Source organism: Xanthomonas sp. WHRI 6106 (assembly GCF_040202405.1).
Classification (GTDB): domain Bacteria; phylum Pseudomonadota; class Gammaproteobacteria; order Xanthomonadales; family Xanthomonadaceae; genus Xanthomonas; species Xanthomonas cannabis.
In genome coordinates, this window is sequence record NZ_JBEGFC010000006.1 from 15,404 (window position 1) to 29,411 (window position 14,008).

At 68.4% G+C, this 14,008-nt stretch carries 3 protein-coding genes; all 3 read left to right on the forward strand.

The features are described 5' to 3' along the window. Positions 1-893 precede the first annotated feature (893 nt). A complete protein-coding gene (locus tag ABQZ09_RS10525) occupies positions 894-4,727 on the forward strand; it encodes a YadA-like family protein (RefSeq protein WP_349776933.1) in 3,834 nt (1,277 codons plus the stop codon). 88 nt (positions 4,728-4,815) lie between these two features. Further along, complete coding sequence (locus tag ABQZ09_RS10530; RefSeq protein WP_349776846.1) at positions 4,816-6,699, forward strand: S8 family peptidase; 1,884 nt, start codon at positions 4,816-4,818, stop codon at positions 6,697-6,699. A gap of 545 nt (positions 6,700-7,244) precedes the next feature. Beyond that, positions 7,245-13,811 (forward strand): ESPR-type extended signal peptide-containing protein, encoded by a 6,567-nt coding sequence (locus ABQZ09_RS10535; protein ID WP_349776847.1) that lies wholly within the window; start codon positions 7,245-7,247, stop codon positions 13,809-13,811. Positions 13,812-14,008: the final 197 nt, after the last annotated feature.

Here is a 14,008-nt window from a genome sequence, read left to right on the forward strand (position 1 = left end):
ATCCGGCTGCGTTTGGCGCAAGCCGTGCGGCCGGCGCGGGAACCAGCCGCATGCCGGCCGATTGCCGGAACCAGCCGGGTGGGCGACGGACGTCGCCCGCTGCCAGCGCCATCATTCACGGCCGTGTGCAGCCCTGCGCGCGGCCGTTGTCGTGTGCGCGATGGCCTGACATCGGCGTTCGCCAGGCGCGCCGCGTGGTGGCAGCGATGTCCCTGCGCCGGTGATTGATGGCGCCCGCTGGGTGGCAGCGCGACGCTGCGCCGTGATACCTGCTGCGCCGGGCCTGGCGCGGGGCCTGGCGCGGGGCCGGCCAGCGCGACAGCCGAGCCGCACCCCGCAAACCAGCCCGACCGCCAACGGCCTCCAGCAGATCGAAGTGCAAGCGCGCTGCGCGATGCCAGTCTGCAGGTGGCGTGGAGATCGTATGCAAGTAAATGAAAACGCCGGTACGTGGTATTTTTTAAGTAACTAATAAAAATACTAGTTTTTCAGGGGTGGATGGTCGCCATTTCGATAATGCGACGTCTAGCGCATTTGAATACTGTGTTTTTCAATAGATTCATCTGGCGTTATCCATTTGCGGAATTTCCGCATTATCTGCTGCATCCGTTTATTTACTTGATTGAATCTTTTGCGCGGGAGGTTTTCCGCCGCAGAAGGCATGTGTGCGCATGTCGACAGAGCCTCAGGGGGACCGTGCGATGCAATCGCGCGGTGGCCGGTTTTTTTTACACACCAGGCCAATGGGGAGTAAGGCGTTAATGAAACGACATTATCTGCAGGACGGTCTCGAGCAGGGCGCTCTCGACCGAATGGCGGCGCATGCCTGCGCCACCGGACATCACCGGCCAGGCATGCGGCGGGCACAGGCCGGCAGCCTGCTGACGGCATCCATGGGGGTGGTGCTGTTCGGCATGGCGGGCGTTGCCGGTGCGGTCACCGCGCAGGCGGCGCCGGGCGCGCAATGCCGCCTGATCGATGGCCGGCAACACTGCGGTCCCGATGCGGGCATCGATGCCGCTGCCACGGCTGCACCGTTGGAGCGTGCAACGACCCAGCGCGCGGCAACACCCGCTGCCGACAGCGACCTGCCGCCCTTTGCCGACGGGCAGGATGCGCTGGCCCTGGGCAATGCAAGCAATGCCCTGGGCGATGGAACCATCGCGCTCGGCGGCGGCAGCCTGGCGGTGGAGCGCAATGCCACCGCAATCGGCTACAACGCAGCGGCAGCCGGAGAATCGGCCGTCGCCCTCGGTGGGGTGGCCACCGTTTACGACTACGACGCGTTCGGGTTCGTCATTGGTCAACGCGAACTGGCCGCGCAGGCGGCAGGCGTTGGCGCCACCGCCATCGGGGGCGGTGCGGTGGCCGCCACGCCATTTGCAAGCGCGCTTGGCAGTGGTGCCAGCGCCGACGGCGTGCAGAGCGCGGCGCTGGGCTACCGCGCGCAAACCTTCAGCGATGGGGCGACTGCAGTAGGCGGCCTGTCCACGGCAAGCGGTTTCCTGTCCACTGCCGGTGGCTATCTGTCGCGGGCCAGTGCCGACACGGCAACCGCCTTCGGTTACCGGGCGCGCAGCGATGGCGCCAGCAGCGTTGCGATCGGCGATACCGCTTTCGCCATCGGTGCGCAGAGCGTGGTGATCGGGGGTGTCAGCGATTTCGGCGCGATCACGGCGGCCACCGGGCGTGGTGGCATCGCCTTCGGTGCGGGCGCGCAGAGTCAGTCCGACTATGCCATTGCGATCGGCTACGACTCCAACGTGTTTCCCAACCGACCCGGCAACACCGATTCGATAGCGATCGGGCACTCGGCGGGCACCTTCGCACCGGGCACCGTGTCGCTGGGCGGTTTTGCGTTGACGATGGGCGACGGTGGCATCTCGATCGGCCAGGACAGCGTCACCTATACCGAAAACAGCGTCGCGCTCGGTGCTCGTGCCAGCACCTCGTGGTTCAACGGCAACAACACCGCCATCGGTGCCGATGCGCAGACCAACGGGGTCGATGCGGTGGCACTCGGCTATGGCGCGCGGGTAGGCGACTTTGTCGACGATGCGTGGAACCGTTCTGCCTCCAGCGCAGTGGCGCTGGGCGCGTTTTCCTACGCGGACCGCAGCAACACGGTGTCGGTGGGCAACGTGCAGACCGGCCTGACCCGGCAGATCACCAATGTGGCGGCCGGGACCGAGGCATCGGATGCGGTGAACGTCGCGCAGCTGGACAGCGTGCGCGCGGTCGCTGCACGTCTGGATAGCCATCTTGCGTTGGCCAAGTCCGACACCGACGAGCCGGCGGCCTTTGCCGAAGGCAGCAATGCGATTGCGCTTGGCAGTGCCAGCAATGCGCTGGGCGAGGGAGCCGGCGCGCTTGGATCGGGCAGTGCGGCGATCGGGCGCGACGCCGTGGCGGTTGGCCGCAATGCCAGTGCCTCCGACGCCTCGGCGCTGGCGGTAGGCGGTGTTGCCACGGTGCCGCTGGTGGATGCCGCCGGCTTCATCATCGGCGAGCAGGAGCAGGCCACCACCGCGCAAGGGCGCGGCGCAGTCGCCCTGGGCAGCGGCGCCACCGCCATGCAGGTGTTTGCCACCGCCGTGGGGACCGGTGCCAGGGCACTGGGCACGCAGTCGACCGCGGTGGGTTTCGGCGCGCAGGCGCTGGCGGACACCACCGCCGCGTTGGGAAGTTTCTCGGCCGCACGCGGCGCCGGATCGTCGGCGTTCGGGTTCAATGCCACCTCCGCCGCCAGCCTGGCGACGGCGGTGGGCTTCAATGCGCTGGGTTTTGGCGAAAGCAGTATCGCCGTTGGCAGCAGCGCGGCATCGACCGGCGAGCGCAGCATCACCGTGGGCGGCTTCTCGCTCATCAGCAACACGCTGCGCAGTGCTGGCGCGTCCGGTGTCGGGGGCATTGCCATCGGGGCTGGCGCGCAGAGCCAGGCCGACTATGCAATTGCCCTGGGCTACAACGCCAATGTCTTTCCCAATGGCAGCAACACCGATGCGGTGGCGATCGGCCATAGCGCAGCGGCGTCCGCACCACGTGCCGTGGCGCTCGGGGGCGCGGCCTCGGCCTGGGGCGAGGAAGGCATTGCCATCGGCTACGACGCGCGTGCCGCCAACAACCGCAGTATTGCCATCGGCAGCGGTGCCGACACCTCGATCGTCCATCGCGACGCCATCGCGCTGGGCACCAACGCCAGGGCCGACGCCGCCGATGCGATTGCGATCGGGCGCGACGCCAGCGTCGGGGTGTTCGTCGGCGACATCGGCAGTGCGGCGGTCGCGGTGGGCGTGCAGGCGCGTGCGCTCGGCAACAACAGCCTGGCACTGGGCCACAACGCCTTTACCCGCGAGAGCGGGCGCAACGCGGTGGCGGTGGGCACCAACGCCGGTGCCAACGGCGCCGATTCCGTCGCGCTCGGCGCAGGTGCACGCAGTGATCAGGCCGAGGTGGTCTCGGTGGGCAATGGCAACGGCCGCGGCGGTCCGGCCAGCCGTCGCATCGTCAATGTCGGTGCCGGTGCGATTGCAGCGGGCAGCACCGATGCGCTCAATGGCGGGCAACTGTTCCAGTCGTTGAGCAATGCGGCCAGTTTCCTGGGCGGTGGTGCGGCGATCGGCGCGCAGGGCGTGTTCGTCGCGCCGACCTACGTGATCCAGGGCAGCAGTTACAGCAATGTGGGCGCTGCATTGACGGCCCTGGACAGCAAGGTCAGCGAGCTGGATGCGCGTGGCGGCAGGGAAGTGGCGTCACGCGGCAGCGCAGCGCGCGCGGCATCGGTCAGCGTGTCGTCGGCGGCCAATGCGGTGGGCGGCAGTGGTGCAAGCGACCTTGCCGCTGGCGCACTGGCAACGCAGTCAACGGACGACACCGGCGCTGTCGCGGCCTCGCTCGCCACGGCGTCGGCCGGCAGTCCTGCGCAGGCCGATGGCGTGCAGGGCACGCCCACCGCCGCCGTGGTCGGCAGCATCACGCCGGCGGCAACGTCCACGGCGGTCGGCACTGCTGCAGTGGCCAACCACGTCACCGGTACTGCAATTGGCGGCAGCGCGTATGCGCACGGCCCCAACGACACGGCGATCGGCAGCAATGCACGCGTCAATGCCGATGGAAGCACGGCGGTGGGCGCCAATACGCAGATTGCCGCGGTGGCCACCAATGCGGTGGCGATGGGCGAGGGCGCGCAGGTCAGCGCGGCCTCCGGCACGGCGATCGGTCAGGGCGCACGTGCCAGTGCGCAGGGCGCGGTTGCCCTGGGGCAGGGCTCGGTGGCCGATCGTGCCAACACGGTGTCGGTGGGCAGCGTCGGCGGCGAGCGTCAGGTGGCCAATGTGGCGGCCGGCGTGCGCGCCACCGATGCGGTGAACAAGGGGCAGTTGGACAGCGGGGTTGCCGCAGCCAACAGCTACACCGACAGCCGCTACAGCGCGATGGCCGACAGCTTCGAAAGCTACCAGGGCGATATCGAAGACCGTCTGCGTCGGCAGAACCGTCGCTTGGACCGTCAGGGCGCGATGAGCTCGGCGATGTTGAACATGTCCGCCAGCGTGGCGGGCATCGCGTCGCAGAACCGCATCGGTGCCGGTGTGGGGTTCCAGAACGGCGAATCGGCGTTGTCGGTGGGCTACCAGCGCGCGATCAGCCCGCGCGCCACGTTGACGGTGGGCGGTGCGCTCAGCGGCGACGACAGCTCGATCGGCGTGGGTGCCGGTTTCGGCTGGTAACGCAGGCCTTGCACGCGTAGCGGTGGCATGTGCGGCCGCTGCGCGCTCACTCATTCGCCATGCATTTCATCTTGAAGAGGACGTCATCGTGATTCAGACCCATCATTCCCGCGCGCTTGCCATCGCCTGCAGCGCCGTACTCTTGCTGTCCGGCGGCAGCGCTCTTGCGGCTGCCGCCGATGCCGGCATGCGCACCGTGCAACGTCAGCAGGCCCTGCGCGATGCGCCGGTCGACGGCATCATCGTCAAATATCGCAGCGGCACGGTGGCCGCGCGCAGTGTCGGCGCCGCGTCGGTGGCCACGATCACCGCGGCCGCGTCACGCGCTGCCGTGCAGTTGGCTCCGGCCGCGCGCAGCGGCGTGCATCCGGCGCCGACGCATGTGCGGACGCTGGCAGTGGGCAGCGAGTTGATCAAGTTGCCCACTCGACTGCGCCGCAGCGACGCCGATCGCCTGGTACGTGCGCTGCAAGCGGATCCTGCGGTGGAATATGCGCAGATCGACACGCGCATGTATCCGTTGCAGAGCAGTGGCGGCAGCCTCCCCAACGACCCGTTGCTGGCGAGCAATCAATGGCATCTCACCGATCCGGTCGGCGGCATCGATGCGCCGGCGGCGTGGAAGACCGCGCAAGGCGAGGGCGTGGTGGTGGCCGTGATCGACACCGGCATCCTGCCGGCACATCCGGATCTGGCCGGCAATCTGCTGCAGGGCTACGACTTCATCACCAACGCCGACACCTCGCGACGCGCCACCGATGCGCGCGTGCCGGGGGCGCTGGATTACGGGGATTGGGAAGCGACGGACGGCGAATGCGGCATTTTTTCAGCGGCCCGCGACAGTTCCTGGCACGGCACGCACGTGGCCGGCACCATTGCCGAAGCCACCGGCAACGGCATCGGCGGCGCCGGCGTGGCCTACAGGGCCAAGGTGTTGCCGGTGCGCGTGCTCGGCCATTGCGGGGGTTCGTCTTCGGACATCAGCGATGCCATCGTGTGGGCGTCCGGCGGGCATGTGGATGGCGTGCCGGACAATCGCGATCCGGCGGAAATCATCAACATGAGCCTGGGCGGTTTCGGTCCCTGCGATTCGGTGACGCAGGCGGCGATCAACGGCGCGGTAGCGCGAGGCACCACCGTGGTGGTGGCGGCCGGCAACGACAGCTCGGATGTATCCAGTGCGGTGCCGGCCAACTGTGCCAACGTGGTGTCGGTGGCGGCCACCCGCCTGACCGGCGGGCTGGCCTACTACAGCAATTTCGGCAGCTTGATCGATCTGGCCGCACCCGGCGGCGGCGCGCGCAATCTGGAAACCGACACCTTGTACGACGGCCTGATCGGCAGCTGGATCTGGCAGACCGGCTACACCGGCAAAACCACGCCCACGTCCGGGCAATTCACCTATGTCGGGCCTGGTTTTGCCGGGACCTCGATGGCCTCGCCGCATGTGGCCGGGACCGCCGCACTGGTGCAGAGCGCCTTGATCGCCGACGGCAAACCGCCGTTGACACCTGCGGCGCTGGAACGCCTGCTCAAGCGCAGCGCGCGCGCCTTTCCCGTGCAGTTGCCGCTGACCACGCCGGCCGGCAGCGGCATCGTGGACGCCGCCGCAGCCATCGATCGTGCACTGCGCCGCTGCGACAGTGGCGACCTGAGCTGCCAGCTGGACGCGCAGACGCTGCGCAACGGCGTGGCCGAACGCGGTCTGTCGAACGTGGCCGGCGATGCCGGCGTCTTTGCCTTCGAAGCGAATGCCGGCGCGGTACTGAGCTTCATCAGCTTCGGCGGCAGCGGGCAGACCGCGCTGTATGTCGCGTTGGGCCGCGCGCCGACCGCGACCGATAACGACGGCATGTCCAGCCGCAGCGGCACCAGCCAGACCGTGCGCTTCACCGCGCCACGCACCGGAACCTATTTCCTCCGGCTCGATGGCCGTGGCTTCGATGGCGTGAGTCTGCTCGCGCGTCAGTGATCCGACACGCGACGGCGCAAGGGGGCGCTGTCGTCGGTTTCTTGGCGCAGTTCTGTAGGTGACACCGGTCTCGGCGACGAGGGCGCCGCCCGAGGACGGCGGCACGGGGCGCGCTGACCGGCCTTCTGACCTGTTCCGCGTACGGTTTTGCGCAACCAAGCCCGCTGGCATCCTGCCGGCGGGCTTTTTTGTCTTCATCAGACACGGCTATTCAGGATCCGAATGTCTCGCGAGACACGATCTAGGTCGCTGTTTTCCAAAGAATTATCAAAAAAATAATAAAAGCAAGCAGAAGTGTGACCAGATGCACGCTTATCTTCGCTTTCTGTCAAAAACTTGACGCCTGATTTGACGACTGTTAACACTTCGCGCAGTTCTATGGTTGGGTAGCGTTCACTTTTTGACTATCCAGGGTGCAGGCGCGAGCCGCCCATCGCCGCAAGGTCCATAGCGCAACCAACCGCGGGGAATCGCCTGGCCGAACGGCCTTCCGATGGTGGGTGTTCGCCAAAAACCAGTCCAAACAACTCAGGAGTCGTGCGTCGATGAATCGGATTTATCGCAAGGTCTGGAACAAATCACTGGGCGTATGGGCCGTGGCATCGGAATTAGCCAGCGGTGACAGCCCCGGAGCCGTCGCTCCAGCCTCGCTCATCGACCGCCGCCAGAGCCTGGCTCTGGCCGCCGCCATCACCCTGGCGCTGGGTGGCGCCGGCCTTGTCACGCCGCTCCCCGCCACCGCGCAGTCGGTCGAAGTCGGCCGCGGCGCTACTGCACCCGCCGCCAAGGCGACCGCCATCGGCGCAGGCAGCCATGCCAGCGCGACCGGCGCAGTGGCCACCGGCGCCGACAGCAGCGCCAGCGGCGTGAACAGCAGCGCGATCGGGCGCCAGACCAATGCGATCGGCGAAAACGCCGTGGCCATCGGCTACAACAGTTTCGTGCGTCAGGCCGGTGAAAACGGCGTGGCGCTGGGCGCCAATGCCGGCGTCACCGGCGCAAATTCCGTGGCGCTGGGCGCAGGCTCGCGCACCCACGAAGACGACGTGGTGTCGGTGGGCAGCGGCAACGGCCGCGGTGGCCCGGCCACGCGCCGCATCACCAACGTCACCGCCGGCGTCAACGCCACCGACGCGGTCAATGTCGCGCAGCTGCGCGACGTGGCCGATGTGGCCGAAGACACCGCAACGTTCTTCAAGGCAAGCCCGGGCGAAGACAGCGTCGGCGCCTATGTCGAAGGCGAGCGCGCCCTGGCCGCAGGCGATGGCGCCAATGCAGTGGGCACCGCCACCACCGCGCTGGGCAGCGGCGCCAATGCCGTGGCCGAGAACGCAACGGCAGTGGGGTTCAATGCACTGGCATCGGGCCAGAACAGCGCGGCCTTCGGCCATAACGCACAGGCCACTGGCCCGGCCAGCGTGGCCGTTGGCGGCGCGGCGGTGAACGAAGACGGCCAGCCGTTGATCACCAACGGCGGCGTGCCGGTCGATACCGGCGCCACCAGCGCCGGCGTCGGCGGGACCGCGGTCGGCGCCAGTGCCAATGCCGATGGCTTTGCCGCGTCCTCGTTCGGCGTCGGCGCGTATGCGGCCGGTGCGCAGTCGTCCGCGTTCGGCGCGGTGGCCAATGCGGCCGGCGATTACGCCACGGCCGTGGGCACGCAGACCAGCGCCAGCGGCACCAGCAGCACTGCTGTCGGTGGTCCGGTGGACCTCATCCCCGGCCTGGGTTTCTTCGTGCAGACCCAGGCCAGTGGCGAAGCGGCCACTGCGCTGGGCGCCGGTGCGATCGCGTCCGGCACCTACACCACGGCCGTCGGCACGCTCAGCGAAGCCTCCGGCACCGAAGCCACCGCCGTGGGCTACTTCGCCTACGCACCTGGCGAAGGCGCCACAGCGGTTGGCCCGGAATCCTGGGCCAGCGGCGAACTCAGCACCGCGCTCGGCTACTACAGCACTGCACGGGGCGCCAACTCGGTTGCGTTGGGTGCCAACTCGGTCGCCACGCGCGCCAACACCGTATCGGTGGGCGCGGCCGGCGATGAGCGTCAGATCACCAACGTGGCCGCTGGTACCGAGGGCACCGATGCGGTGAATCTCGACCAGCTCACCGCGGTGTCCGACGTTGCATCCACCACCGCGCGTTCCTTTGTCGCCACCGGCGATGGCGCCGCCGTTGCAGAAGGCGTCGACAGCGTCGCTGCCGGTTCCAACGCATCGGCCTTCAGCGATTACAGCACTGCGGTGGGTTCGAGCAGCGCGGCCTCTGCGCAGGGTGCAACTGCCGTTGGCAGTGGCGCCAATGCAACTACCGACAACGCCACGGCGGTGGGTTTCAACAGCGCCGCAATCGCCGAAAACACCACCGCGCTCGGCGGCAACAGCAGCGCTTCGGGCGACTCCAGCACTGCGGTGGGCGGCGCAAGCCAGGCCACCACCAGCGGCGCGACCGCCCTGGGTTACGAAAGCATCGCCAACGGCGCCGATTCCACTGCGCTGGGTGTGGGCAGCGTGGCCTTCGGTGACACCAGCACGGCCGTGGGCGGCGCAAGCGTCGCGTTCGGTGATGACAGTGCCGCCTTCGGTGCCAATGCCGCCGCCGGTGGCAGCGCATCCACCGCGATCGGCGCAAACAGCAGTGCCTTCGGCGAGCGCACCGTTGCGCTGGGTAGCACCAGTAACGCGTCGGGCGACGACGCCATTGCGCTCGGTGCGGGCAGCCAGGCCTCTGCGCTGGGGACCACGGCGGTCGGCAGCAATGCCAACGCCAGCATCGCCAATGCCACGGCGGTGGGCTTCAACAGCAGCGCCGGCGACGACTACGCCACTGCGCTCGGCGGCGACAGCAATGCATCGGGATATTTCAGCACTGCCGTCGGCGGCAACAGCATTTCCAACGGGCGTGGTGCAACGGCAATCGGTTACGAAAGCATCGGCAATGGCAGCGCATCGACTGCCCTGGGCTTTGCCAGCGTGGCATGGGGTAACGGCGGCACCGCCATCGGGACCGAAAGTGTGGCCTATGGCGATGACAGCACGGCAGTGGGCGCGAATGCGTTTGCGGCCGATACCGGCGGGATTGCGGTGGGCACCTATGCAAATGCGTATGGCCCGCGTGCCATTTCGCTCGGTGGCCAATCCAGAGCGACTGGCGATGAGAGCATCGCACTGGGTTGGGAAGCCACTGCGGTGGGCACGCAGAGCATCAGCCTCGGCGGCGGCGCGCTGGCATCTGCCGACAACAGCGTTGCGCTGGGTGCAGGCGCCGTCGCTGATCGCGCCAACACGGTGTCGGTTGGTGCAGCCGGCAGCGAACGCCAGATTGCCAATGTTGCGGCCGGCACCGAGGGCACCGATGCGGTGAATCTCGATCAGCTCAACGCCGTGGCTGGCGCTGCGGAAAATACCGCGCGCCTGTACGCAGGCACCGGTGACGGCACCGCCTTCGCACAGGGCGACGACGCGACCGCGGCCGGTTCCAATGCCACCGCAGACGGCGATTACAGCAGCGCGTTCGGTGCCAGCAGCCAGGCCACCGCAATCGGTGCGGTGGCCATCGGCAGCGGTGCCAGCGCCACGGCGCAGTACGCCAATGCGGCCGGTTACAACGCTGCGGCCAGCGGTTTCGGCAGCGTGTCCAATGGCGCCTTCAGCCAGGCCAGCGGTGACTACGCGGTGGCCGTGGGTGGCGAGAGCGAAGCAGCCGGCGCGCAGAGCACCGCGCTCGGCGCAGCGGCAGGCGCCTATGGCGATGGTTCGCTGGCGGTCGGCGCGTTGAGCGAAGCGCAAGGCAGCGAATCCACCGCAATGGGCTATTTCGCCAGCGCCAGCGGCGAATCGGCCACCGCGGTCGGTGCGGAGAGCGTCGCCAACGGTACCAGTGCGGCGGCCTTCGGCTTCGGTGCCGAAGCCACCGGCAACTACACCACCGCCTTGGGCGGCTATTCCACCGCCAGCGGTTTCAACAGCACCGCGCTGGGTAATTTCAGCACGGCCAGCGGTTCCAACACGCTGGCCGTGGGTAGCGATGCAACCGCCACCGGCGCCTACAGCGTGGCGGCCGGCCAGGGCAGCGTGGCCAGTGGCTACAACAGCGTGTCGGTCGGCGGTGCGGTGCTCGGCCTGTTGCCGACCGAAGCCTCCGGCGATTTCTCCACGGCACTCGGCGGCGCGGCGTGGGCGCCGGGCCTCAACAGCACCGCGCTGGGGAATTTCTCCGAATCCACCGGCGAAAGCAGCGTGGCGTTGGGCGCCGATTCGGTGGCCGATCGTGACTTCGCGGTGTCGGTGGGCAGTGCCGGCAACGAGCGCCAGATCACCAACGTGGCAGCCGGCACGCAAGGTACCGATGCGGTGAATCTGGACCAGCTCACCGCGGTTGCCGAAGCCGGTGCAGCCACCAGCAAGTACTTCCAGGCCAGCGGCAGCGACGACAGCGACGCCGGCGCGTATGTGGAAGGCGACAACGCGTTGGCGGCAGGCGAGGGTGCCAATGCCACCGGTACCGGCACCACCGCATTGGGCGCAGGGGCGCAGGCAGTAGTCGACAACTCCACCGCAGTTGGCGTCGCCGCGTTGGCTGGCGGCATCGGCGCGGCAGCGGTGGGCAACAACGCTCAAGCAGTGGGCGAAAACAGCAGCGCGGTCGGCAGCAACGCATTGGCCAGCGATATCGGCGCCACCGCGAACGGTGCCGGTGCGCAGGCGATTTCCACCTACACCACCGCACTCGGCAGCGAAGCGGTGGCCTCCGACAACCAGGCCACCGCTGCGGGCTTCCGCAGTGCCGCCTCCAATGTCGGCAGCGCCGCATTCGGTGGCTACAGCGAATCCAGTGGCCGCCTGTCGTCGGCACTGGGCTACGGCGCAGTGGCTTCGAGCGACTACAGCACCGCCGTTGGTGCTGCCTCGCTGGCTTCCGGCGCCAGCGCAGTGGCCGTGGGTGAATTCAGCGAAGCCACCGGCGACGAAAGCGTGGCGGTGGGCGGTAGCACGTTCTTCGGGTTCATTCCGGCGCGTGCGTCCGGTACCGGCGCGGCCGCCTTCGGTGCAGGTGCGTGGGCAACCGCGGACTACACCACCGCAATCGGCTGGAATTCCTATGCCGACGGCGCCAATGCGACCGCACTGGGCCAGAGCGCAGCCGCGCTTGCCGACAACACGCTGGCATTGGGTGGTGGCAGCCGCGCCGATGCAATCGGCGCCAGCGTGGTCGGTGTGGATGCATCGGCCACTGGCATCAACAGCACCGGCGTCGGTCGTCAGGTCAACGTCATCGGCGAAAACGCGGTCTCGGTTGGCTACAACTCGTTCGTGCGCCAAAGCGCGGTCAACGGCGTGGCCCTGGGTGCCAACGCCGGTGCAACCGGTGCCGATTCGGTGGCGCTGGGCTCCGGTTCGCGTACCTATGAAGCCGACACGGTGTCGATCGGCAGCGGCAATGGGCGCGGTGGTCCGGCCACGCGTCGCATCGTCAACGTCAGCGATGGCCAGGCGGCGACCGATGCAGTCAACAAGGGCCAGCTCGATGCGCTGACGGCCGATGTGCAGAACACCAGCAGCAAGTTCAAGACCACCGGCGATGCAGTGGCCTCGGCGACCGGTGAGCGCAGCACCGCTGCCGGCTCGGGCGCCGCCGCCACCGGCGCACGTAGTGTGGCCATCGCCTCCGGCAGCAGCGCGTCGGCTACCGGCGCCAGCGCGATGGGCGTGGACAGCAGCGCCAGCGGCGTGAACAGCACCGCGATGGGCCGTCAGACCAGTTCCATCGGCGAAAACGGCGTGGCGCTGGGCTACAACTCCTTCGTGCGCGAGAGCGGCAGCAATGCCGTGGCATTGGGCGCCAACGCCGGTGCCAGCGGTGCCGACTCGGTAGCGTTGGGCTCGGGCTCGCGTACCTACGACGCCAACACGGTGTCGGTGGGTAGTGGCAATGGGCGCGGCGGTCCGGCCACGCGTCGCATCGTCAACGTGGGCGCCGGTGCGATTGCCGATGCCAGCACCGATGCCATCACCGGTGGCCAGCTGTTCCAGTCGTTGAGCAATGCGGCCAGCTTCCTGGGCGGCGGTGCGGCGATCGGCGCGCAGGGCGTGTTCGTTGCGCCGACCTACGTGATCCAGGGCGCCAGCTACAACAACGTGGGCGCGGCGTTGACTGCGCTGGACAGCAAGGTCACCGAACTGGATGCACGTGGTGGCAGCACGGTTGCCGGCACCACGGCCGGCACCGCGTCGCTGCGGACCGCAACGGTGCCCGCGGTTGTCGCAACTGTCACGAGCGATGCGGCCGGCAACGTGAGCGCCTCCACGGCGACGAGCGGCGTGCAGGGCACGCCCACCGCCGCCGTGGTCGGCAGCATCACGCCGGCGGCAACGTCCACGGCGGTCGGCACTGCTGCAGTGGCCAACCACGTCACCGGTACCGCGATTGGCGGCAGCGCGTATGCGCACGGCCCCAACGACACGGCGATCGGCAGCAATGCACGCGTCAATGCCGATGGCAGCACGGCGGTGGGCGCCAATACGCAGATTGCCGCCGTGGCCACCAATGCGGTGGCGATGGGCGAGGGTGCGCAGGTCAGCGCGGCCTCCGGCACGGCGATCGGCCAGGGCGCGCGTGCCAGTGCGCAGGGCGCGGTGGCCCTGGGGCAGGGCTCGGTGGCCGATCGTGCCAACACGGTGTCGGTGGGCAGCGTCGGCGGCGAGCGCCAGGTGGCCAACGTGGCGGCTGGCGTGCGCGCTACCGATGCGGTGAACAAGGGGCAGTTGGACAGCGGGGTTGCCGCAGCCAACAGCTACACCGACAGCCGCTACAGCGCGATGGCCGACAGCTTCGAAAGCTACCAGGGCGATATCGAAGACCGTCTGCGTCGGCAGAACCGTCGCTTGGACCGTCAGGGCGCGATGAGCTCGGCGATGTTGAACATGTCCGCCAGCGTGGCGGGCATCGCGTCGCAGAACCGCATCGGTGCCGGTGTGGGGTTCCAGAACGGCGAATCGGCGTTGTCGGTGGGCTACCAGCGCGCGATCAGCCCGCGCGCCACGTTGACGGTGGGCGGTGCGCTCAGCGGCGACGACAGCTCGATCGGCGTGGGTGCCGGTTTCGGCTGGTAACGCGGCACACGCACGCGCAGTTGCATCACACGCGGCGGCGCGCACATGCGCCGCCGCGGCAAGGCAAGGCCTGAGGGGGCGGGCAAGGACCGTGGCTAGGCCAGCCAACGGATTCGCATGGAGTGATGGCCGTACCAGGAGCGATCCACAGCAACAGCGCAGGCCGTTTGACGGCTGCGCGCCGTTGCCGACGTCGT